Raw genomic sequence first — 21,772 nt, 5'->3', positions numbered from 1 at the left:
TCAACCCGTCGGGGGCCGGCGCCCCTGCGCTGGTCCCCGACGGGCCCACGAAAACCTAGGAGAGAACACCCACCGTGTCGCCCCTGGTACTGCCCCTTGGACTGGTCATCGGCCTCGCGCTCGGCGCGCTCGGCGGTGGCGGGTCCATCCTCACCGTCCCCGCCCTCGTCTACCTGCTCGACCAGGACCCCCGGTCGGCCACGACCAGCTCCCTGCTCATCGTCGGCGTCACCTCGCTCATCGCCCTCCTGCCGCACGCCCGCGCAGGCCGGGTCCGGTTCGGTCAGGGCCTGATGTTCGGCGCCCTCGGCACCGCAGGGTCCTTCGCCGGGTCCGCCCTCGCCGCCCGCGTCGACCCGCAGGTCCTGCTGACCGCGTTCGCCGGCCTCATGCTCATCGTCGCCACCCTCATGATCCGCCGCTCACTACGCAGCACCGGCGTCAAGGGCGACCTCGAAGACCCAACGATCGAGCCCATCCTCACCTTCCACCCCATCACCTGCGCGTGCCCGCGCCTGGCCAAGGTCGTCGTCACCGCCACAGCAGTCGGGCTGCTCACCGGGTTCTTCGGCGTCGGTGGTGGCTTCGTCCTCGTCCCAGCCCTCGTGCTGGCCCTGTCGTTCCCCATGCCGGTCGCCGTCGGCACCTCGCTGCTCGTCATCGCCGTCAACAGCGCGACCGCCCTGACCGCGCGCATGACCACCGGCAGCACCGACCTGGACTGGAAGCTCATCGCCGGGTTCACCGCTGCGGCCATCGTCGGCAGCCTGTTCGGCGGACGCATCACCTCCCGCGTCAAGCCGGCACACCTGACCCGCGCGTTCGCCGTCCTGCTCGTCGCCGTCGCGTTGTACACCGCAGCGCGCAGCATCCCTGCCCTGTTCTGACCCGCGGCCACCGCATGCGCCACCCGCAGCTGCGCGAGGTTCGGCGCCGCAACAGGCGCGCCCTCAACACGTTGCCGGGAGTCACCCGGCGCGCCCTCGAAAGGAAACGATGACCCACCCCACCACCACCGACACACCCACCACGGCGACCCTGACCGGCACCCGGCTGCGGCGACCCGCCGCGCTGGACGCCGCAGCCGTCCAGAACTGGCTCACCGCAGCGGATGGGCCTCGCCTGCTTGATGTGCGCAGCCCTGCCGAGTTCACCACCGCGCACATCCCCGGGTCCTACAACGTCCCCCTGGACCTGCTGCGCGAGCACAAGGGTGAGCTGCGCACCCACCTGGGCGACGATGTCGTCCTCGTCTGCCGCTCCGGCGCGCGGGCTGCGCAGGCCGAGACCGTCCTGGCCACCACCGGGCTGGAGAACCTGCACGTCCTGACCGGTGGCATCACCGCCTGGGAAGCCGCGGGTGGACCGCTGACGCGCGGCGCGCAGACGTGGGAGCTCGAGCGGCAGGTGCGCCTCGTCGCCGGCAGCATCGTCCTGGCCGGAGTCCTTGCCAGCACCGTCGCCCCGTGGGCCAAGTGGGTCTCTGCCGGCATCGGCGCCGGCCTGACCGGTGCAGCTGTGACGAACAGCTGCGCCATGGGCATGCTGCTGTCCAAGCTGCCGTACAACCGGCGCAACGCACCCGACATGGCAACCGTCCTGCGCGAGCTGCGCGACGACCGGTAGTTGTCGAAGCGGCGGGGGTAGCGGTCAGCCGAGGCCGCCACCCCCGTTGCGCCGTGCCCCGTGCGACAGCTCACCGGAGTCGAGGCCCATGATTCTGCGCTCAGCCAGATGTGATGAGTCCGTTGATGAAGGCAGCCAGATTGGTCGCGATGAAGCCGCCACCGATGACGCCGCCGACGATGGCAGGAATGCGGCCAGCGCGGCGGCCCAGACGTACCGCAGTGCGTCCGTGGGTGATGGCAAGGATGCCGGGGGTGACGAACACGACCAGGGCGGGAACAGCCGCCAGAGCCCCTTGCCAGAACGCGGCATGCTCGGGGTCGTCGGTGAGCAAGGCCAGGATGCCTTCGCCGAGGCCGAACGCAAGCAGGAACGTGAGCGGGTACAGGGTCAGGGACCACCAGGCGCGACGGTAGGCGCGGGCGGCAGCCGCGTGGTCGTGCCGGCCGCCGTGCGTCGCATAGCCCGTGGGGGCCGCGGGACGTGGGTCGCGAGGTCGGGTAGTCATCAGTGCACCTCCTGGGCGCGCCTCCACGATCGCAGCAACAGGTACCCGCAAGCAGGGTCGTAGGTCACGGTTCGTTCCCGTCAGGCCGGGATGGTCAAGGCGCTCCGAATCGCAGGCAGGGTTGCAGCGAAGTCCTTGACCATGCTTTGCAACGCTGATGGTTGGCCGCCGGCATGAAGTCAGCGTCGCAGGACCCCGTTGCCCGTGACGATGCCGCACCGGAATTCCCTGCGCACCACAGTTTCACCCCGGCCAGCACGCGTGCCCATCAAGCGTGTGGTGGTCTACACGTCGCGGTGAGGACGACGCTGGCGGCAGGCGCAGACACCCCGCGGCGGGCGCCGCAATCCCGGACGTGTCTGCGGCACCCGTTGCAGCTGTCTGGGGTCAGGACTTGGCGGCGGTAGCGACCTTGTCCATGCCGGCCCGGGCGACCTTCGTGACCTCACGGGTCCACGTCCCATCGGGGATTCGAGCCTTGTCCGTCGCCGGCGCGGTGGAGGTCGGCGCGGTGGAGGTCGGCGCGGTGGTGGACGGTGGCGGGGAGGACAACGGCGTCGCTTGCCCGCTGTCCGGTGCGCCACCGCACCCTGCGAGCAGGATGCCGACGGCCAACAGCGTCGCCGCCTCGGTTCGTGTCCTCATGACTGGAGTCCCTTCAGGTCTGCCTACTTGTGTACAGGCCGGCGCCGTCGCTCAGGTTGACGTCGCTCAAGGGGCGACCGTCCAGGCGGTAGCCCCCAGCACGCCCACGCGCGCCGCGCATGGGTCGTCCACCGCCATCAGGGCAAGCCGCGACCCGGTCCGGGTCACGGCGTACCGGCCCAACGGTTGGCCCGCGCACCGGTCTTGGCTGAACAGGTCGGTGCGCATCTCCTGGCCCTGCACGGCGTACAGCACCCCGGACACCACGCCGGAGTAGGTGGGAGGCGCGGTGACGGTGAGCACCCCACCGGCCTTGAACTCGAGCACCCATCGCCCCGCGACCTCCGGAACCGTCGGGAGCGCAGCGACCTGTCCGGCATACCGGCCCTGAATGGCGACCGATGCGGTCGGCGTCTTGGCTGGGAGCACCGGTGCGTCGCGGTCGCTTCCCCACCCGCCGATCACCAGGACGATTGCGGCGGACGCTGCCGCGACTAGCCCGCCCGTAGCGGCACCCCAGCGCAACCACAGTGCACGCCGGTGCGTGGCGAGGGCCGACTCGAGCAAGACCTCAACGTCGGGGTCAAGGCTGCGGGCGTTGCGGACCAAGCCGCTTCGCAGACGCTCGTCAACGGACATCGCCGGTCACCTCCTCGCCAAGGGTCTGAGCAAGCCGGGCCCGGGCCCGGTGCAGATGCTGCTTCACCGTTGACTCCGACACCTGAAGGATGCGGGCAATCTCGAGGACCGGTCTGTCCTCCCAGTAGTAGAGAGCGACCGCCGCGCGCTGCATCGGCGCCAGCGTCGCTACGGCCCGGGCGACGTCCGGGTCAGGCAGCGTCGGGTCCACAGGGGCGGGTTGAGCGCGACGCTCGCGCTGCGGTCGGGACCGTTCACGCCCGACGTAGCGCACCGCCATGCGCACCGCGACCTTGCGCGCCCACGCCTCGGGTCGCTCGTAGTCGGACACCGACGACCACTTCTGGAGCAGCTTGAGGAAGGCGTCCTGGGCGATCTCCTCTGCGACCGCCCGACTTCCCACGATCAGGAACACCGTCCGGGCCACGGAGGTGAACCCATTGCGGTAGACCCACTCGTAGTCCCGCTGCTCGTCGCGCTGCATGGTGTCCCTTCCGCCATCCCCGACACGTGCTCACCAGCGTGGTCCGGGCCGCCCACCGCTGATGCTGTCACTGTCCGGCCGTGGCTGCTGCGCATACAGCAGCGATGAAGGTGTCGTCGCTGAGGACCTCTGAGAGCGGGGCGTTCTCATACCGAATGGTCTGCGACCCAGCGGTCACATGACCGCTGAAAGTGGCGCCCGAGTCAGGGGGCTCGACGAGAGTGCCAACCGCCCGCCACACCGCAGGCCCCGCAACCGGGCGGATGTCCCACAGGACGCCGTCGCTGACGATGGTGCGGGTGGTGTCGTCGCCCGGGACCGCGAACGTCTCGGCAAAGCGGACGTTCGTGCTGATCGTCGCCGTGGCCGGGCCAGTGGGGGAAGTGCGCAGGAAGTCGATGTCACGCGTGCGGAACTCACGGCGGGAGTCCAAGTAGTCGCGGTTGTAGTACCGGGTCTGGTACCGGTCGGACTCGCCACGAGCCCAGATCTGGGTGTCGCCACAGGGGAAATCGGAAAGCTCCCATGCCCCGGAGAAATGACGCTCGCCCTTGCACACTGGGCCGGACTGCGTGGTCCGGCACGACCACGGCGCGAAAGACGGGCTCAGCGACGGCACAAGGCGCGACTGCTCAACCGGCGGCGGCGCGCCCGCCCGCGCGGACGATGGTGCCCCAAGGACGGTGAACGCGAGCACCAAAAGCACGATCAGGGCATGACGTGAACGATTCATGGCGGTTCCTCCATCGTGGTGACGCCGCACCGGCCGCGGGTTGTTCGCCACCCATGTACAGGCCGGCGACGCTCCGAAGGTTTACCCTGCGACGAAACTCTCGCTGCCCGACAGCCGTCTCTTCCGCCCGGGCATCTGGTGTTACTCCAGGGCTGGCCGCCACTCGCCAGCCGAGCAGGCATGGCCACGGCGTCCGCCTGGGCGGGGCGGGGAGGTGGCGCGCTGCTACTCATGGTGCACCCGCAATCTGTGCTGGGCGGCCGGGCCCGTTCAGACGATCACGCCGGGGTTGTCTGGAGGTGAATGCGCTCCAGCTGAGGGCGGCTCACGTTGCAGGGGGTATGAGCTTTCCTTCCGCTGGGCGACACCCACCTCGCCGGCAGGAGGCCACCGTCCTTGAGCGTTTCAACGGACGGGAGGCGCACCGGAGTGTCGCCCAAGTCTGTCCGTCTGGTTGAGGGCGGACCTGTACGGCCAGGTGCGAGCTGGCGCGTGTGCGATGTTTGCGCCGTGTGCATGAAGAAGGCAATTACGGGCGCGACCGGAAATGGCGCGCGGCCTGACGCCACCGGCTGGTGGTACGGCCACCTGCACAAGAACACGTCCGGCCTTGAACACGCGGATGAGCTTGCCCAGGTCGCTGGTGTGGCCTGTTCGCCGTTCGCCACGGCAACCAACACCGCACACCGGTGGGCTCCAGCCGCTCGTCGAGCAACGGCCGCACTTCCGTCAGCAGCTCCGCTGTACAACGCGCTGATTGCCCTGTCCCGACGAGCCGGTGAAGACCTCGCACGCTGACAGTGACCTCAGGCGAGGCTCAGCCGCGAGCTGAAACACCCAGCTCGAGCACGAACCACACACTCATCCCCCCAAGGTCCACCTCCGAACCCCAACCTGTCGCCAGCGCGTCGACCAGCGCCAGCCCACGACCATGCGCCGCCAACGGGTCCTGTTCCACCCTGCTGGGGTCGACAACGACGTTAGAGCCGCCGTCGCGAACGGTTGTAGTCAGGACCTGCTCGTCGAGCAGGAGCTGAACCTCGCACCCAGCTCCGGTGTGAATGACCGCGTTAGTGACCAGTTCGCTGAGGCAAAGCAACGCGTTGTATACGACCGCCTCGTCAACGTCCCACGCGGCCAGCGTCCGCGACGCGAAGTGACGGGCCCCAGCGACGCCATGGGTGTCCGGGGCCACGCTGTGGGTAGCCGCTCGCACCCCACCTGGCACCGCCATCGCCGCAAGCGCCCCCGCCGGGGTCACAGCACGCTGGACCCGGCGCAGCCCCTCCCCGAGCTGAGCCCCCACGCCCTCCAGATCACTGACCTGTGACGGGTCGAAGGACTGCGGACAGTCGTAGAACAGGATGTACCCACCCATCACCTGACCGGCCGCGACAACGGGCACGGTCACCAACGACATCATCTTGGGCAGCTGACGGTCCATGAAGTCCCCGAACCGGCCCGCCAAACTCTCCCGTGAGCCCGCCACAACTTCACCTGTGCGCACAGTGTGCGTCAACGGAACATCCGCAGAGGCGTCGATCTCACACCAAGGGACACTGCTCGTACCGTCACGGTCGCTCGCCGTGAACAACAGCCGCCGCCCGCCACCCTCAACCACAGCCAAACCAGCTCGGTAGGCGCCAGGCACATCAGCCAACACCGCGAGAGCGATCCGCGCCCACGGCTCTCCCTCAGGAACGGGCCTGCTTGCGACGGTATGCGCCACTCGCGCAGGATATCGGCCCTGCCAAGCCCTTTGAGGTGACAGCCAAGAGAGCCGACGAGCGCCACGGCAAGGGTCCGCACCTCAAGAAGCGACACTTCCGGCGCGCCCGTTCGCGTGTAGTGGTCTACACGCATTCGGGTGGTGCGTATGCCTCGTCGTCGTCGTCGTCGTCGTCGCCGTCGCCGTCGCCGTTCCGGGTACCGGGCGGTTCAGCTGTCGCCGCAGCTGCATCAGGCAATCTCGGACGAGGCGCAGTCGTTGGCGGACCTGGCCGATCCGTTGGCGGCCATCGCGGCGGTTGGTGACACGTTCGCCGCGTTGGACGACGCTCTGGCTCAGCTGGCGCTGCCGCGGTTGCGGGCGGTGGCGGAGCTGCGACGGCAGGGGTGGAGCTACGACCGGATTGCTGCGGCCACGAACCTGTCGAAGGGGCGTGTCGCTCAGCTCGCGAAGGAAGCGCGCGCCCGTCGTTTGTGACCCACCGGGGGCAAAAGCTGTGGATGACCGGCGCGCAAGCCGTGCTCGGCACACAATGAGCCACGGCACTGGGCGCACGATGACGGCCGCAAAGGGGGTGAGAAGTGACGACCTCGAACTGCGACGCGGTGAAGGCGTGCGCCTTGCTGGGGTTGGGCGCTGCGTGGGCGCCGGTCCTCGCCGAACACCTGGGGCCCGCGGATGAGGACGGACACTGGGCCGCCCATCAGGTGCACGTGGCCCGGCGCCGACTCCTGACCGGGTTCGACGAGGTGGGCGTTGCCGACCTGCGCGCCATCGCCCGCGCTGCGACGTGGCACCGCGGCGCTGCGGGCAGGCGCATACCTCCCCGGCTGCAGAAGGTGGCGCTGACCGTGGCGCTGGCGGCCGCTGGTGACGATGCCGGCTGGCGCGGCAGCCAAGGCCGCACCACCCGGACCCTGCTGGCCCGTGGTCTGGCCACCAAGAACGACATGGACGCCGCCACCCTTGTCGCGTTCGACGCGTTGTGGGTTGGCGGGTGCTCCCGCACCCACATTGGCGCCGTGCTCATGTTGAGCAACGCGGCGGTCGAACGCCTCGCCAAGCAGGCATCACCGCCGAGGTGGGGGTACCGGGCTGTGACCCGGCACCTTGGCTGGTCACCGGACGACCTGCGGCTGCGACGCAACAACGGCACGTTTCCCGAGCCGGACGGAACCGACCGAGGCAAGGACTGGTGGTGGCCGAACACTATCGATTCCTGGGCCGACCGGGCGGGGCTCGAGAGGTGACCGGTCGGACGCACCTAATGGGCCGTATCAGCAGACCGCGCGCGCCCAGGATGTCCTGCTCGACCTCTTGCCCGAGTTCGGTGACCGGGAGCGCCCGATCTCGCCTTCGAAGAGTCCCACGTCCTTGAACAGCAGGTCGTACTTCACATCCCTCAGGTTGTCGCCCATCCAGCTGTCCTGTCGACACCTCGATCGCCTTCGGCGAGGTCCAGGGCGGGGACGCCCAAGGATGCGCCAAGGGTCAGCAGCCTTGAAGCCGCAGCGAGGTTGTAGGTGGCAAGCGCATTGTCATCGGCATGGGAGTGCATATGGCCGGCGAGGTGGGCGTACCTGTTGGGCGATGGTGCCCCGGCGAATGCGTGGGCAATGTGAGTGCCGTGCGGGCTCTCGTCGGCGACGAGATCAATAGAGGGGGCTTGCTTGACTAACTGTCTGACGACGGGTGCGTGTCCGAGTGGATGCCAGCGGACCGCGGGGGACTGGTTTCGTGCTCAGATGGACGTCCGGGCACGTCCGCGGATGGTGGGGGAATGCCATGCGGGGAAGGAGTCAGTCGGGCGGTTGCGCCTGCACACAACCCTCCTGTCCCTGACCTACCCAAAGATGAGGGCGATCTCCCTTAACCGCTCGGGCACCAGCGTGAACCACGCCCATGTGCCGCGGCGCTCGCGACGAAGTAGGCCTGCCTCGATGAGGACCTTGAGATGGTGGCTCACCGTGGGTTGGGACAGGCCCACCGCATCGGTCATGTCGCAGACGCAAGCCTCCTGGCTGGGTGAGCTGCGGATGAGGTTGAGGATCTGCAGTCGTGCCGGGTCGGCGACGGCCTTGAGCAGGGTCGCCTGTGCAGTGGCCTCGTGCCGGTCGATGGGGACGACACCACCCGGGCGGCAGCTGGGCGCCAGCGTCGGTGTGCTGACTGCGAGGTCCGGCATCGAGTTCACCTTCCGTTCAGATCCATTGATGCACTCCTATATTGACACCGAACAATACAGCGTGGAACCCTCACAGCATCGACGGCTGTCGATGCGTGCCGCACGGCACGTCACCCTGATGAACGCGACGGAAGGCTTCCTCCCCGTGAGCACCCGCTTGACCCCGCCCACAGCGCCGACCCACGACCCGGTCGCCGGCAAGCTGTCAACGCTGGATCGTTTCCTGCCGGTCTGGATCGGCATCGCGATGCTCGTCGGCCTCCTGCTGGGACGCCTCATCCCCGGCTTGGGCGACGCACTGAGCAAGGTTGAGATCGACGGTGTCTCACTCCCGATCGCCATCGGTCTGCTCGTGATGATGTATCCGGTGCTGGCCAAGGTTCGCTATGACCGACTCGACTCGGTCACGGGGGACAAGCGTCTGCTCGTCGGTTCGCTGCTGCTCAACTGGGTCCTTGGCCCGGCGCTGATGTTCGCGCTCGCGTGGATCTTCCTGCCCGACCTGCCCGCCTACCGCACGGGCCTGATCATCGTGGGATTGGCTCGGTGCATCGCCATGGTGATCATCTGGAACGACCTCGCGTGTGGTGACCGTGAGGCTGCTGCCGTCCTGGTCGCGCTCAACTCCATCTTCCAGGTCTTCGCCTTCGCGCTCTTGGGTTGGTTCTACCTTTCCGTGCTCCCCGGCTGGTTGGGTCTGTCGCAGACCGGGATCGACGCGTCGACCTGGGACATTGCCCGCTCGGTGCTGATCTTCCTCGGGGTGCCCCTGGTCCTCGGGTTCCTGTCCCGCCGTCTGGGGGAGCGTCGGCGAGGCCGTGAGTGGTATGAGGCGAAGTTCCTCCCGCGCGTGGGGCCGTGGGCGCTGTACGGCCTCCTCTTCACCATCGTGATTCTCTTCGCGCTGCAGGGCGACGCCATTACTTCCAACCCGCTCGACGTGGTCAGGATCGCTGTGCCCCTCCTGGTGTACTTCGCCGTGATGTGGGGTGGTGGCTTCGCCATGGGCGCGGGACTGGGACTGGGCTACGCCCGCACCACCACGCTCGCGTTCACCGCTGCGGGAAACAACTTCGAACTAGCCATCGCCGTCGCCATCGCGACTTTCGGCGCCGCATCAGGCCAAGCACTCGCTGGGGTGGTCGGTCCGTTGATCGAGGTGCCCGCGTTGGTCGCCTTGGTCTACGTCAGCCTCGCGCTGCGCAAGCGGTTCAGCACCACCTCGCCCACCTGATCGACCACGGTTCCCCCAGAACGAACGGAGCGTCACGTGAGCACTGAACGCAAAGTGCGGACCGTACCCGAGGCCACCTACGAGCAGATCGTGGACGACCTCACGTACCGGTACGCGGGGACGTTCAACCGCGAAACCGTCCAAGCAGCGGTGGCCACGGCCAGGGCCGGTCTGGAACCTGTCTCTACCGTCCCCGACTTCCTGCCGGTGCTGGTCGAGCGCTTCGCCAAGGACCAGCTCCTCGCTGCGGCCAAGGCTCAGGGACGCCTGCCGTCCACGACACCTGAGCTTCTCTTCGTGTGCGTGCACAACGCTGGCCGGTCCCAGATGGGTGCAGCCCTCGCCCACCACCTGTCAGCCGGCCGGGTGCACGTCCGGTCCGCTGGGTCGGCCCCGACCGGACGGATCCTGCCCACCGCCGTGCAAGCCCTGGCCGAGCGGGGCATCGAGATCGCCGACGAGTTCCCCAAACCCCTGACCGACGACGTCGTCCACGCAGCCGACGTCATCATCACCATGGGCTGCGGCGACGCCTGCCCGGTGCTGCCCGGCAAGCGCTACCTCGACTGGGACGTCGCTGATCCGGACGGGCAGCCGATCGAGGTGGTCCGGAGAATCCGTGATGACATCCAGGCGAGGGTGACCGGCCTCCTGGCCGAGGTCCTGGACCGCACTCCTTGAACACCAACAAGAATCTCCACGAGAGGAACCCGAATGTCTGAGAAGCCCAGCGTCCTGTTCGTCTGTGTCCACAACGCAGGCCGGTCCCAGATGGCGGCGGCATACCTCGCCCACCTCTCCGGGGGCGCGGTCGAGGTCCGCTCAGCCGGATCCGCCCCGGGTGACCAGGTGAACCCCGCCGCCGTCACCGCGATGGCGGAAGAAGGCATCGACATCTCGGCCGAGAAGCCGAAGATCCTCACCACCGACGCCGTCAAGGAGTCCGACGTCGTCATCACCATGGGGTGCGGCGACACCTGCCCGATTTTCCCCGGCAAGCGCTACGAGGACTGGGAGCTCGAAGACCCCGCAGGTCAAGGAGTCGACGCAGTCCGACCGATCCGCGACGACATCAAGGGCCGAATTGTCGCCCTCCTCGGCGAGCTGAACGTCCCGGTCGCGATCGCCTGAAACGGCACAACAGTCACAACTCAGCAGGAGATCCANGATCATCATCGGCTCCGGCCCGGCGGGCTACACCGCCGCCGTGTACGCCGCCCGGGCCAACCTCGCACCCCTGCTGTTCGAGGGCGCCGTCACCGCCGGTGGCGCGCTGATGAACACCACCGACGTGGAGAACTTCCCCGGGTTCCGCGACGGCATCATGGGGCCCGACCTCATGGAGAACATGCGGGCCCAGGCCGAGCGGTTCGGCGCGCAGATCATCACCGACGACGTGGAGTCCGTGGACCTCGAGGGCGAGGTCAAGACGGTCGTCGACGCGGAGGGCAACACCTACCGCGCCCACGCCGTGATCCTCGCGATGGGTTCGGCCTACCGCGAGCTCGGCCTGCCCGACGAGAAGCGCCTGTCCGGCCACGGCGTCTCGTGGTGCGCGACGTGCGACGGGTTCTTCTTCCGCGACCAGGACATCGCCGTCGTCGGCGGTGGCGACTCGGCCGTCGAGGAGGCCACCTTCCTCACCAAGTTCGCCAGGTCGGTGACCATCGTCCACCGTCGCGGTGAGCTGCGTGCCTCCAAGATCATGGCCGAGCGCGCCCTGTCCAACGACAAGATCAAGTTCGCCTGGAACTCCGCCGTCGAGGCCATCCACGGCGACGCCAAGCTCACCGGTGTCACCCTGCGCGACACCGAGACCGGCGAGACGCGCGAGCTGCCCGTGACCGGCCTGTTCGTGGCCATCGGGCACGACCCGCGCAACGAGCTCGTCAAGGACGTCGTGTCGCTCGACGACGAGGGCTACGTGCTCGTCGAGGGCCGCACCACCCTCACCAACCTCCCGGGCGTCTTCGCCGCTGGGGACCTCGTCGACCACACCTACCGCCAGGCCATCACCGCCGCCGGCTCGGGCTGCGCCGCTGCGCTGGACGCCGAGCGCTTCCTCGCCGACCGCGACCACGCCGGCGCCCCCGACCAGGACGCGGCCCTTCTGCGCGCGGAGGCGGCGGTAGATGCCTGAGCCTGAAGAGGCTGGCGTACCCGCCCGTCCGTCGGTCATGTTCGTGTGTGTCGGCAACGGCGGGAAGTCGCAGATGGCTGCCGCCCTGATGCGCAGTCTCGTGGGGGACGCCGTAGAGGTCCATTCTGCGGGTACGAAGCCCAAGGATGCACTCAACGCATTGTCTCTTGAGTCCTTGAAGGAGGTAGGCGTGTCCATGGAGGGTGAGTTCCCCAAGTCCGTTGACCGGGATCTGCTGGCGCGTATGGACGTGGTCGTCACCCTCGGCGCAGAAGCGAAGGTCGACCCCGTCGAGGGGCCTGCGTTCGAGACGTGGGTGACTGACGAACCTTCGGAGCGAGGCATTGACGGCATCGAGCGGATGCGCTTGGTCCGTGACGACATCGCCGATCGGGTTCATGACTTGCATGTCCGCCTGACGGGGTCAGCGGACGGGTGAAGCCGGCTCCTTGCCGAGCAGTTGGGCCACCTGCCGAGTGGCGTCCCGGGCAGTCCGGCCCACCCCGATCAGGGTGGCTGAGGCGGGACCGGTCCAGTCGCCATACCCGAGCAGGTGAAGGCGTGGCTCGTCCGCCGCGCGGGTCCCCACTGTCACCGGGTGTCCGTCCTGACGGCGCAGTCCGAGGGGGGACAGGTGGCCCAGGTCGGGGCGGAAGCCGGTGCACCACAGGACGACGTCCACGGGCCGTTCGGTCCCGTCAGCCCAGGCCACGCCGGTGGGTGTGAGGCGGTCGAACATGGCCTCGGCGACAAGCACGCCACGGTCGCGGGCTCGGTGGACGGGCGGGACCATGACGACATCGCCGAGGGAGGTGACCCCGCCGGTGTCGCGCTGTCCAGAGTCCAGCGCCTTGCGGCGAGCCGTGGCCACGTCGAACAGCACCCGACCGTCGACGTCGTCGGGCAGGAAGCGTGGTGGCCGCAGCGTCACCCAGGTCGTGTCAGCCACCAACGACAGCTCGGCCAGCAGCTGAGCACCCGTGTTACCGCCGCCGACCACGACCACGCGCTGTCCTGCGAAGGGCTCAGGCAAGCTGTAGTCGGCGCTGTGCAGCTGACGGCCCGTGAAGGTGTCCATCCCGGGGTAGCGCGGGATGAACGGCCGACCCCACGTCCCTGTCGCCGAAACCACCGCCTGCGCCGACCACGTGCCGACGGTGGTTTCCACGAACAGTCGCCCGGTCGGGTCGTCGTCGGCGCGGCGCACCGCGTCCGCGCGAATGCCGTGGTGCACGGGCAGGCCGTATCGCTGCTCGTAGCGCGACAGGTAGTCCACGACGTGCGCTGCGGGTGGGAAGTCCTCACCCTCGCTCGGCGGCATGAGCCAGCCGGGCAGGGAGGAGTACCCGGCTGGGGAGAACAGGTGCAATGACTCCCACATGTGCTGCCATGAGCCGCCGGGGGAGAGGTTGGCGTCCAGGACGACGTACCCGCTGCCGGGGACGAAGCCGGCACGCTGCAGGTGGTAGCCAGCGGCCAAGCCGGCCTGTCCGCCGCCGATGACAAGAACGTCGACGTCGTACCCGCTCACCTCAGCACCGGTGAGTGCGGTCACGTCCCGAGCGCGAGGGCATCGCCGATGGCGGCCAGCCGTTCGGGAACCGCGCGGTAGTAGACCCAGGTACCGCGCTTCTCTCCCGTGACCAGCCCGGCCTTGCGCAGGATGGACAGGTGGTGGCTGGCAGTCGCCTGGCTCTTGCCGATGCCGTCGGCGATGTCGCAGGCACACACCTCTTCGGCGTTCAGCAGCATCGACATCGCCTTCACCCTGGCCGGGTCGGACAGAGCCTTGAACATGGTGGCAAGCGACTGAGCCGCGTCGTCAGCCACGGCCGAATCCACCGGAGCACAGCAGGCGGTCAGCACGGTCAGTGGGGTGCCTGAGGCCTTAGTGGGCAGTGAGGTCTTGGTCGTCATCACAGCCGATCCTACCTTCGGGCGAGAAATACTTCGACGAAGTTCGATGGAATGCTTCCACATGTCTCGAAGTTATGATTCGATGAACGTCGAAGCGAGACGTGATGTTCCAACGCCGAACCGGGTCCACCCGTAGGCAAGCAGTCGAAGGAGACACCCATGAGCATCACCCAGGCAATCACCCAGAGCGCACCAATCCCCGTAGCCGATCCACCGGTCGTGGTCATCGGCGGTGGCCCCGTCGGCCTCGCCGCGGCCGCGCACCTGGTCGACCGCGGCATGAGCGCCTTGGTCCTGGAGGCGGGTGACCACGTCGGCACCGCGATGACCCAGTGGGGCCACATCCGGACCTTCACCCCGTGGCAGTACATCGTCGACGAGGCCGCAGAGCAAGTCCTCGCCCCGACCGGCTGGACCCGGCCGACGGAGCGCCAGTCCCCGACCGGCGCCGACATCGTCGACCGGTACCTGCGCCCGTTGGCGGACGCCCTCGGCCCGGACGTGGTCCGCACCGGCGTACGCGTGCTCGCCGTCTCGCGCGACGGACTGGACCGCTCCCGCACCGTGGGCCGAGCTGACCGGCCGTTCGTGGTGCGCGTCCAGCACACCGACGGTGCCGTCGAGGACCTGCAGGCACGGGCAGTCATCGACGCCTCCGGAACGTGGGAACAGCACAACCCGCTCGGCTCCTCCGGACTCGCAGCCTTGGGGGAGGAGCAGGCTCGCACTGCCGGGTTCCTCGTCGGCCCGCTGCCCGACGTCCTCGGCGCCGACCGCGCCCGGTTCGCCGGCCGCACCACCTTGGTCGTCGGGATGGGCCACTCCGCCGCGAACACCCTGCTCGCCCTCGCGCAGCTCGCCCGGGAGGTGCCCGGAACCCGCATCGTGTGGGCCATCCGCGGCACCAGTGCGCGCCGCGTGTTCGGTGGCGGCACCGACGACCAGCTCGCCGACCGCGGACGCCTCGGCTCGGACCTGCAGGACCTGGTGACGTCCGGAGCTCTGGAGTACGTCACCGGGTTCGCCACTCGGCAGCTCGACATCCACACCAATGACACCGTCTCCGTCGTCGGTGACACAGCGGACGGAGAGCGACTCATCGCCAGCGTGCACAACATCGCCGCCGCGACCGGGTTCCGCCCCGACCTGGCGATGCTGTCGGAGCTCCAGCTCGACCTCGACCCATCCGTTCAGGCACCCCGTGCCCTCGGCCCACTGATCGACCCCTCTTTCCACTCCTGCGGAACCGTGAGTCCGCACGGCTGGCGAGAGCTTGCGCACGAGAGGGAACCTGGCTTCTTCACGGTCGGGATGAAGTCCTACGGCCGTGCCCCGACCTTCCTCATCACCACCGGCAACGAGCAGGTTCGGTCCATCGCTGCGCACCTGGCCGGTGACGACGCCGCGGCAGACGAGGTCCAGCTGGTGCTTCCCGAGACAGGCGTGTGTTCCTCCTCCAACGCGCTGTCCGATGACGAAGTCGCTACTGGTGTTCAGTCTTCGGGTGGCTGCTGCGACACCACTCCCGACGTAGCCATCGCCGACCCTGCGACCGAGGAGTCGCTCGAGCGGCTGCGAGTCGGATTCGCGACAGGGGTGCCGAACGGCCGCGCAGGGGATCTCGAGGCGCAGCCGACTACCCGCACGTCCCTCGCGCTGGCGAGTGGGACGTCACCGAGTTCTGGTGGCGGCTGCTGCGGCTGAGCCGTACCGAGGTGGATACGCCCGCCCCGCCCGGGGATGGGGCGGGCATGGCAAGCCGCGGCAGAACGCTTTGGCCTGCTTGACTAACTGCTTGACAACGAGGGCGTGTGCGGGCGGATTCAGGGGCACGTCGGGGGACTGGTTCGTGCTCAGATGGACGTCTGGGCACGGTCTCGGACGGGTCGAGAATGCTTGACACGGAAGAGGTCACTGGTTCAAACCCAGTATCGCCCACCAGTACGAAACAGCCCCTGACCTGCGGAAACGCCGGTCAGGGGCTTCTTCGTTGGGTCGGGCCCGCGACGCCTGCTTGACCAGCTGCTTGACTAAGACGTCGCGTTTCGGCCCTGGTGCCGGTCCCTGCACGTCCCCTGACGTGCGTGGACGTGCGAAAGAGAGCTAGTCACTTCCCGTGCAGGGAACAGGTCAGTCGCTGCGTCTCGAGGCCGTCTCTCTATTCTCCTGAGACCGACCTCACGGCCATGGCGATCGTGTTGTGGACCTTGGACGAGTACGTCCGCCCTCTGAGCGGCCTGACGTCCCGCGGAGCTGGGCCGCAGCATCTCGGTGTGGGTCGACCACCTCGAAGGATTGGGACTAGGGGACTTCCCCGCAGAGCGGCATCCTGCCGGGCAATCCCCGGTCTATTGGCCGACGCATCCACTGTCACGTCCATGACGTCTGAACGTGGCCCAGGCGGTGCGTCATCAACAGGCAGGTGGACGTCGCCCACGCTTCCCACGCGATGTATACCGAACTGGGCACGAATAGTTTCGAAGTCCATAGGCTTCAGGGGTCGATCGGTGCCGTCATCGAGGCAAAGTCGTTGGAATGAGCGACGTTCAGCCCTGCGCTCGTCCAAGAGCCGAGATTTCAGCTCCTGCGACCATTGACGTGTCGCGCCGAATTGTATACCGTCCGAGATCTACCGACTGAGAGGTGCCAATGAGCACGTTCCGCCTTGTAGGGGTGCTGCATCTCCCGCCGCTGCCGGGGGCCGCCAACTATGGTGGTGCCTGCGTCCGGGAGATGGCGAAGACCGCCGCGGCCGATGCCAAGATATTGGAGGCCGCGGGATTCACCGACGTGATGGTGCAAGACGCCAGCGACAATCCTCAGCCCTCCTTGGTGGGGGCCCCGACCGTCGCGGCATTGGCCGTGGTTGGAGCGGCCGTGCGCGCTGCCACCAGCTTGGGGCTGGGTGTGATCGTGGGCCACAACGATGGAGCCGCTTCCGTTGCGGTCGCACATGCTGTTGGCGCGCAGTTTGTCCGTGTCAAGGTCCTCACTGGCGTCTCCGCGGGCCCGACGGGGTTCATCCAGGGTTGCTCGCTGCAGGTTGCACAGATGAAGCGGCTTCTCGGCAGCGAGGTGGAAGTCTGGGCAGACGCCCACGAGGCGACCAGTGCATCCCTCCTTGGCGACACCCCTTGGGCGGCAGCGCAGGCCGTGGCTTTCGGCGGGGCTAACAAGCTCATCGTGACCCGAGACAGCGGAGTCGGCGACGCGATTGACGACATCGCTCGCGTCAAGGCCGAGTTGGGCGCCGGGATCGACGTGCTTGTTGGCGGCAGGGTCACTGCCGAGTCATTGCCTGCGGTTCTTCGGGGAGCCGACGGAGCGATCCTAGGAAGCGTGCTCAAGACCTCCGGCGGGTCCGCGCCGCGGATCGACGCCGCGAGGGCCGATCATCTGGGGTCGCTGTATCGCGACTCCCTTCCGCGCTGACGTCGTCGGCCCCTGTGACCCGGTGTGACCACTGACCTGAAAGGCACCTGCCAATGACCCTCGACAGTCCCCTCCTGGGGCCGGGCAGCCCCCTCGATGCGCGCCAGCAGTCTGTCGTCGCGCGTGTCTCCGAAGGGGAACGCGCGAGCATTCTCGCGCTGCCGACCGACGACCCCTTGGACCCGAAACGTCGACACCGCGTCGAGGTCACCCGAGGAGAGATGTTCGGCCAGCCGCAAGCCATCCTCGACACGTGGGAGCGGAACGTCGCTGGTCTCGACTCGGTGAGCGAGCACATGGCTACCCGGTCGTTCGACCGGATCTTCCTGGTCGGCGCCGGTGACTCCTTGGCCGTGATGATCGCGGCGCGACAGGCACTGGAGCTGATGACCGGCGTGCCCTGCGAGGCCGTGCAGTGCATGGAGTTCGCCTACTACCAGCAACACCTCGTCACCAACCGCTCCATGGTCATCGCCCTGTCCAGCTCGGGAGAGACGACTCGCACGGTCGAGGCAGTGCTGGTGGCCCAGCACGCTGGCGCCTACACCCTTGCGCTGACGAACACACCCGCCTCCTCGATCGACCAGGAAAGCCAGCACTCCCTGATGATCGAGGCCACGAGAGTGGGCTGGCCCACGCAGTCGTCCACAGCCGCTCTCGCGCTCCTGCTCCGACTGGCGAGCAAGGTCGGCATCCAGCGTGGCGCGACGGGGGCGGCCGACCTGGGTCGTGAACTCGCTGGTGCCCCCGAGCTGATGGCCCGTGTGCTTGATCGAGTGGACGGGCCCATCGCCCAGATCGCTGCTGCCGAAGCAGCACGGCAGATGTACCTGTTCTCGGCGGCAGGCCCGAACTGGGCCGCTGCAATCGTCGGCGCCGCCAAGGTCAAGGAGACGACTCCGGACCACGCGGTGGAGATCCAGGTCGAGGAGTACCACCACTACAACTCCCAGAAGCCGCACGAGCCGTTGTTCCTCTTCGCGCCCACAGGACCTTCGGTGGCTCGGGCCACATACACCGGGCGGGACGCTCGACGGTACGGCGGCACGCTCTACGCCATCAGTACCGAAGGAGAACGAGCCTTCGACGCGGACGCCAACCAGGTTGTGGAGATGCCTGCGGTCTCGGAGACCCTGAGCCCCCTGCTGTACCTGGTGCCGGCCCAGATGATCGGTTATCACCTCGGGATGGCGAAGTTCGCCCTTGCTGAGGCGGCCCTCGGTGACTGACGGGACGTCGGACCGCTCGTTGGTCTGCGTCGGCAACCTGACGATCGACGAAGCAAGGTACGGTGGAGAGCGCGGCAGACCGGCGCTCGGTGGTGATGCGGCGTATGCGGCGCTGGCCGCCCGTCTGTTCACCGAGAACGTCAGGATGCTGGCCCCGGTGGGGCACGACGTCCCCCAGGAGCTCCTCAGCGCCCTCGCTACGGCAGGCGTCGGCGCCGATGACCTCCCCGAGAGGGACAGCGCGACCATCCGCAACATCATCACCTACCACGCGGACGGGACCCGCACCTGGGACATGTTGTCGACCGAGGAGGACTTCGACCTCATGTCGGTCTACCCAGTGGACGTCCCGCACGCAGCGTTGGGCGCCGACGGCATCGTCCTGTTGGCCATGAGCCTGGCCTCGCAGCTCGCGCTCACACCGTGGCTGAAGAAGAACAGCGGTGCCCGCCTCTACCTGGACCTCCAGGAGGACTACCTCGAGGGGAACCGGGAGTCGATCAACGCGATGATCTCGTGCTGCGACGTGTTCCTGCCCAGTGAGGTGGAAGCTGTCGCCTTGGCCGGCACCACGGACCTGGTAGCTGCCGCGCAACAGTTCCGAGGACTTGGGCCGCGGACGGTCGTGATCAAGCGGGCCGAGCGGGGGAGTCTCGTGGTCGAGGAAGGCCGAGTTCTCGAAGTGCCGACCGAACCTGTTCCCGCGATCGACAGCACCGGGGCGGGAGATGCCTTCTGCGGAGCGTTCGCGGCAGTCCACCTGCGCACCGGTGACGCCGCGACGGCCGCCCGTGCCGGAGCCACGGCAGCGAGGGTCGCGATCAGTGCCTACGGCGTCGACGCCCTCGTGTCAGCAGCTCAACAGGTCGAAAGATCCGGTCAGGTTTTTGGGCCAGGCGCTGGGGATGGAGGTGTCGGCAGATGAAGGACGCACTGCGGATCGCGGTCGTCAATCCCAACACCACCGAGTCGATGACTGCTGCTGTGGTGGCTCGCGCTTCCCTGGCGACCCGGCCGGGGACAGAACTTGTGGGTGTCACGCCGGGACACGGCGTGGCCACGGTGGAGAGCCACACGGATGAGGTCACCGCTGCCCTCAGCGTCCTCGAGGAGGTCGAGAAGGCGGAGGCGACGGACGAGCCGCCGGCTGCCTACGTGATCGCCTGCTTCGGCGACACGGGACTGCAGGCGGCCCGCGAGGTCGCAATCGGCCCGGTGGTGGGGATGACCGAGGCCGCGCTGCTCACCGCGACCCTGGTGGCGCACCGGTTCACGGTGATCACAATGCCGCGGCGCACGCTGGCCCAGTCTGACCGGGTCGTGCGCGCCCTGGGGCTGGGGCACCGCTGCACGGTTCGTGCGATCGACGTGCCGGTCAGCGAACTGGCTGACGGATCCAGCCACCTGCTCGAAGCATTCGTGGAGCAGGGCAGGATCGCCATCGAACAGGAATCGAGCGAGGCCATCATTCTCGGCTGTGCCGGCTTGGCTGATCTCGTCGTTCCGCTGCAGGCGCGCCTCGGCGTCCCGGTGATCGAGGGAGTAGCAGCAGCAGTCGTGCTGGCCGAGGGGCTGGTCGCGCAGGGCGTGGCCACCTCCCGTGCGGGTACCTGGGCTCGGCCCGACCGACCGACGACGGGGGACCGATCATGAGCGTCCTGTTCACGGATGTCTTCGTGTACGACGGCGACCACCCTGCAGGGATGGTGGGCCCCACCGACCTTCTGGTCCTCGGCAACCGGGTGGCCTCGATCGGGGCTGACGCTCGACGGCTTTTCGACGAAGGGCTCGGCCAGGACGGCCCGCACCGGGTCATCGACGGCAGGGCACAGAAGCTCATCGTCCCCGGTCTGGTCAACGCTCACTTCCATTCGCCCGCGAACCACCTCAAGGGTTCGCTGCGCAGCCTGCCACTGGAAATGTTCATGCTCTTCGAGTCACCGTCGGACGAGCAGCTCGTCCCCACGCCGCGGGAAGCGTACGTGCGCACGATGCTGGCGGCTCTGGAGATGCTTCGCACGGGTGTGACCACGGTGCAGGACGACGCGTTCCTCATGCCCTTTCCCACCTCGGAGATCATCGACGCCGTCATGCAGGCCTACGCGGATTCCGGCATGCGTGCCAGCGTGGCGCTGGACCAGCCCGAGGTCAGGGAGGCGGACAAGCTCCCCCTCTCCCAGACGGCAGACCCCCACGTCCGTGCAGCCCTGTCGGCGTCGCCCCCGATGGGCGCGGCGGCGCTGCTCGACATGTACGACCACCTGATCTCCCGCTGGCACGGCTCCGAGGGCGGTCGCCTCACTGCCGCCGTGTCCGTGTCGGCACCGCAACGAGTGAGCCCTGAGTACTTTGCGGCGCTGGACGACCTGAGTCGTGTCTACCGGATCCCTCTGTTCGCGCACATGCTCGAGACGAAGTTGCAACGGACGTTGGCGACGACCCAGCCACGGTTCGCTGGCCGGTCCCTGGTGGAGTACACCGCGGACCTCGGCCTGCTGAGTGAGCGGATGAACGTCATCCATGCTGTCTGGGTCGATGACCACGACCTGGACCTCATCGCATCCTCTGGAGCCATCGTCGCCCACAACCCGGTCAGCAACCTGCGGCTGGGAAGCGGCGTGGCGCCCTTCCGCAAGCTCAAGGATCGCGGGATCACCACCTGCCTGGGGATTGACGAGGCGATTTGCGACGACTCGTGCAACCTGTGGGGAGTCGTCAAGATGGCCGGCCTGATCCACAACGTGTCCGGACTCGAGAGCGATGAGTGGCCATCGCCTCATGAGGTTCTCGACAGTCTTTGGGTGGGCGGCGCGGCGGCCCTGTTGCGGTCTGATGAGCTCGGCGCGGTGCGAGAGGGGTTCTTGGCCGACCTGGTCGTCCTTGACCTTCATAGCCGGGCCTTCACGCCCTTCAACGACCTGCGCGGTCAGCTCGTCTACTGCGAGTCCGGCAATAGCGTGGAACTGACCATGGTGGATGGGCGCATCGTCTTCGAGGACGGCGCCATCTCGACCGTCGACGAATCCGCCCTCCTGGACGAAGCGCGCGACCTCTTCGCCCGGAAGCGGCCAGCGGTCGAGCGCGCCCGCCATGACGCCGAGGCTTTCCTTCCCCATTACAAGGGGCTCGTCCACGACGCGGCGCTCGCCGACGTCGGCATGAACAGATGGGTGGGATCCGCATGACATGCGTGCCAAGGCCTGACGAGCGTTACGACTACTCACCCATCCTGGACCGCCCATCCGCCTCCTGGCCCGGTGGTAAGAAGCTC

General features: G+C 68.0%; 26 protein-coding genes. 16 read left to right on the top strand and 10 right to left on the bottom strand.

The genetic code is table 11. The annotated features are described in order from the left end of the window. Window positions 1–74: 74 nt before the first annotated feature. Together ASD62_RS03010 and ASD62_RS03005 are read left to right on the top strand one after the other, a co-directional pair. Window positions 75–887, top strand: a complete 813-nt coding sequence (locus tag ASD62_RS03010) for a sulfite exporter TauE/SafE family protein (RefSeq protein ID WP_056914694.1) — start codon at window positions 75–77, stop codon at window positions 885–887. Between the two features lie 109 nt (window positions 888–996). Continuing rightward, window positions 997–1,626 (top strand): rhodanese-like domain-containing protein, encoded by a 630-nt coding sequence (locus ASD62_RS03005; protein WP_082580542.1) that lies wholly within the window; start codon window positions 997–999, stop codon window positions 1,624–1,626. A gap of 100 nt (window positions 1,627–1,726) precedes the next feature. On the opposite strand, the gene ASD62_RS03000 is transcribed toward ASD62_RS03005, so the two are convergent. The 5 genes from ASD62_RS03000 to ASD62_RS02980 all read right to left on the bottom strand — a co-directional run bounded on the left by ASD62_RS03000 (window position 1,727) and on the right by ASD62_RS02980 (window position 4,635). Further along, window positions 1,727–2,134 carry a hypothetical protein gene (locus tag ASD62_RS03000; RefSeq protein WP_056914693.1) on the bottom strand — a complete coding sequence of 136 codons (408 nt, stop codon included), beginning with the start codon at window positions 2,132–2,134 and terminating at the stop codon, window positions 1,727–1,729. 387 nt (window positions 2,135–2,521) lie between these two features. Further along, entirely contained in the window at window positions 2,522–2,779 is a 258-nt protein-coding gene (locus ASD62_RS02995; RefSeq protein ID WP_056914692.1) for a hypothetical protein, read from the bottom strand. 66 nt (window positions 2,780–2,845) lie between these two features. Then, window positions 2,846–3,208, bottom strand: coding sequence for a hypothetical protein (locus tag ASD62_RS20010; protein WP_157581267.1), 363 nt, complete (start codon window positions 3,206–3,208; stop codon window positions 2,846–2,848). A 199-nt stretch (window positions 3,209–3,407) separates the two neighbouring features. Further along, window positions 3,408–3,902 (bottom strand): RNA polymerase sigma factor, encoded by a 495-nt coding sequence (locus ASD62_RS02985; protein WP_056914690.1) that lies wholly within the window; start codon window positions 3,900–3,902, stop codon window positions 3,408–3,410. Between the two features lie 67 nt (window positions 3,903–3,969). Continuing rightward, window positions 3,970–4,635, bottom strand: a complete 666-nt coding sequence (locus ASD62_RS02980; RefSeq protein WP_056914689.1) for a hypothetical protein — start codon at window positions 4,633–4,635, stop codon at window positions 3,970–3,972. 510 nt (window positions 4,636–5,145) lie between these two features. Between ASD62_RS02980 and ASD62_RS20005 the strand changes: the two genes are divergently transcribed. Continuing rightward, the gene (locus tag ASD62_RS20005; protein ID WP_157581264.1) at window positions 5,146–5,433 is read left to right on the top strand and encodes a hypothetical protein; all 288 of its coding nucleotides are present in this window, start codon (window positions 5,146–5,148) and stop codon (window positions 5,431–5,433) included. Between the two features lie 19 nt (window positions 5,434–5,452). Here ASD62_RS20005 and ASD62_RS02975 read toward each other — a convergent pair whose 3' ends face one another. Continuing rightward, the gene (locus ASD62_RS02975) at window positions 5,453–6,079 is read right to left on the bottom strand and encodes an ATP-binding protein (RefSeq protein WP_157581261.1); all 627 of its coding nucleotides are present in this window, start codon (window positions 6,077–6,079) and stop codon (window positions 5,453–5,455) included. Window positions 6,080–6,511: 432 nt separating this feature from the next. Here ASD62_RS02975 and ASD62_RS02970 point away from each other — a divergent pair, with 432 nt between their 5' ends. Together ASD62_RS02970 and ASD62_RS02965 are read left to right on the top strand one after the other, a co-directional pair. After that, window positions 6,512–6,841 carry a hypothetical protein gene (locus ASD62_RS02970; protein ID WP_157581258.1) on the top strand — a complete coding sequence of 110 codons (330 nt, stop codon included), beginning with the start codon at window positions 6,512–6,514 and terminating at the stop codon, window positions 6,839–6,841. 104 nt (window positions 6,842–6,945) lie between these two features. After that, window positions 6,946–7,614 carry a hypothetical protein gene (locus ASD62_RS02965; protein ID WP_056914686.1) on the top strand — a complete coding sequence of 223 codons (669 nt, stop codon included), beginning with the start codon at window positions 6,946–6,948 and terminating at the stop codon, window positions 7,612–7,614. Window positions 7,615–7,641: 27 nt separating this feature from the next. Here the strand turns inward: ASD62_RS02965 and ASD62_RS20000 are convergent, their stop codons facing one another. Continuing rightward, complete coding sequence (locus ASD62_RS20000) at window positions 7,642–7,782, bottom strand: hypothetical protein (protein WP_157581255.1); 141 nt, start codon at window positions 7,780–7,782, stop codon at window positions 7,642–7,644. 425 nt (window positions 7,783–8,207) lie between these two features. Beyond that, window positions 8,208–8,549 carry a metalloregulator ArsR/SmtB family transcription factor gene (locus ASD62_RS02960; protein ID WP_082580540.1) on the bottom strand — a complete coding sequence of 114 codons (342 nt, stop codon included), beginning with the start codon at window positions 8,547–8,549 and terminating at the stop codon, window positions 8,208–8,210. Between the two features lie 61 nt (window positions 8,550–8,610). Here ASD62_RS02960 and arsB point away from each other — a divergent pair, with 61 nt between their 5' ends. The 5 genes from arsB to ASD62_RS02935 all read left to right on the top strand — a co-directional run bounded on the left by arsB (window position 8,611) and on the right by ASD62_RS02935 (window position 12,362). Beyond that, a complete protein-coding gene (arsB, locus tag ASD62_RS02955; RefSeq protein WP_369818743.1) occupies window positions 8,611–9,783 on the top strand; it encodes an ACR3 family arsenite efflux transporter in 1,173 nt (390 codons plus the stop codon). A 36-nt stretch (window positions 9,784–9,819) separates the two neighbouring features. Then, the gene (locus tag ASD62_RS02950) at window positions 9,820–10,464 is read left to right on the top strand and encodes an arsenate reductase ArsC (RefSeq protein WP_056914685.1); all 645 of its coding nucleotides are present in this window, start codon (window positions 9,820–9,822) and stop codon (window positions 10,462–10,464) included. A 33-nt stretch (window positions 10,465–10,497) separates the two neighbouring features. After that, window positions 10,498–10,914, top strand: a complete 417-nt coding sequence (locus ASD62_RS02945) for an arsenate reductase ArsC (RefSeq protein WP_056914684.1) — start codon at window positions 10,498–10,500, stop codon at window positions 10,912–10,914. Window positions 10,915–10,950: 36 nt separating this feature from the next. After that, window positions 10,951–11,923, top strand: a 973-nt coding sequence (gene trxB / locus ASD62_RS02940; protein ID WP_235530611.1) for a thioredoxin-disulfide reductase, incomplete at its 5' end; no start/stop codon positions are given. Continuing rightward, window positions 11,916–12,362 carry a low molecular weight phosphatase family protein gene (locus ASD62_RS02935; protein WP_056914683.1) on the top strand — a complete coding sequence of 149 codons (447 nt, stop codon included), beginning with the start codon at window positions 11,916–11,918 and terminating at the stop codon, window positions 12,360–12,362. The genes trxB and ASD62_RS02935, both read left to right, overlap by 8 nt. Here ASD62_RS02935 and ASD62_RS02930 read toward each other — a convergent pair. Both ASD62_RS02930 and ASD62_RS02925 read right to left on the bottom strand, forming a co-directional pair. After that, entirely contained in the window at window positions 12,348–13,478 is a 1,131-nt protein-coding gene (locus ASD62_RS02930; protein WP_235530610.1) for an ArsO family NAD(P)H-dependent flavin-containing monooxygenase, read from the bottom strand. The two genes, ASD62_RS02935 and ASD62_RS02930, sit on opposite strands and share 15 nt — an antisense overlap. Next, window positions 13,475–13,840, bottom strand: coding sequence for a helix-turn-helix transcriptional regulator (locus ASD62_RS02925; RefSeq protein ID WP_082580538.1), 366 nt, complete (start codon window positions 13,838–13,840; stop codon window positions 13,475–13,477). Before ASD62_RS02925 ends, ASD62_RS02930 begins: the two co-directional genes overlap by 4 nt. Before the next feature lie 159 nt (window positions 13,841–13,999). On the opposite strand from ASD62_RS02925, the gene ASD62_RS02920 reads away from it, so the two are divergent. The 6 genes from ASD62_RS02920 (at window position 14,000) to ASD62_RS02895 (ending at window position 21,686) form a co-directional block, all read left to right on the top strand. After that, entirely contained in the window at window positions 14,000–15,544 is a 1,545-nt protein-coding gene (locus ASD62_RS02920) for an FAD-dependent oxidoreductase (RefSeq protein ID WP_082580537.1), read from the top strand. 945 nt (window positions 15,545–16,489) lie between these two features. After that, window positions 16,490–17,272 (top strand): BtpA/SgcQ family protein, encoded by a 783-nt coding sequence (locus ASD62_RS02915; RefSeq protein ID WP_056914682.1) that lies wholly within the window; start codon window positions 16,490–16,492, stop codon window positions 17,270–17,272. 53 nt (window positions 17,273–17,325) lie between these two features. Next, window positions 17,326–18,501, top strand: coding sequence for an SIS domain-containing protein (locus ASD62_RS02910; RefSeq protein ID WP_056914681.1), 1,176 nt, complete (start codon window positions 17,326–17,328; stop codon window positions 18,499–18,501). After that, window positions 18,494–19,426, top strand: a complete 933-nt coding sequence (locus ASD62_RS02905) for a carbohydrate kinase family protein (protein WP_056914680.1) — start codon at window positions 18,494–18,496, stop codon at window positions 19,424–19,426. The genes ASD62_RS02910 and ASD62_RS02905 overlap by 8 nt, the downstream gene beginning before the upstream one ends. Next, window positions 19,423–20,154 (top strand): aspartate/glutamate racemase family protein, encoded by a 732-nt coding sequence (locus tag ASD62_RS02900; RefSeq protein ID WP_056914679.1) that lies wholly within the window; start codon window positions 19,423–19,425, stop codon window positions 20,152–20,154. Before ASD62_RS02905 ends, ASD62_RS02900 begins: the two co-directional genes overlap by 4 nt. Further along, window positions 20,151–21,686, top strand: a complete 1,536-nt coding sequence (locus ASD62_RS02895) for an amidohydrolase family protein (RefSeq protein ID WP_056914678.1) — start codon at window positions 20,151–20,153, stop codon at window positions 21,684–21,686. Before ASD62_RS02900 ends, ASD62_RS02895 begins: the two co-directional genes overlap by 4 nt. The last annotated feature ends 86 nt before the right edge of the window (window positions 21,687–21,772 follow it).

The sequence above is a fragment of the Phycicoccus sp. Root563 genome (assembly GCF_001427915.1).
Classification (GTDB): Bacteria; Actinomycetota; Actinomycetes; order Actinomycetales; family Dermatophilaceae; genus Pedococcus.
The sequence above is the reverse complement of the archived record's forward strand: the minus strand, read 5'-3'. Positions and strand labels throughout refer to the sequence as shown.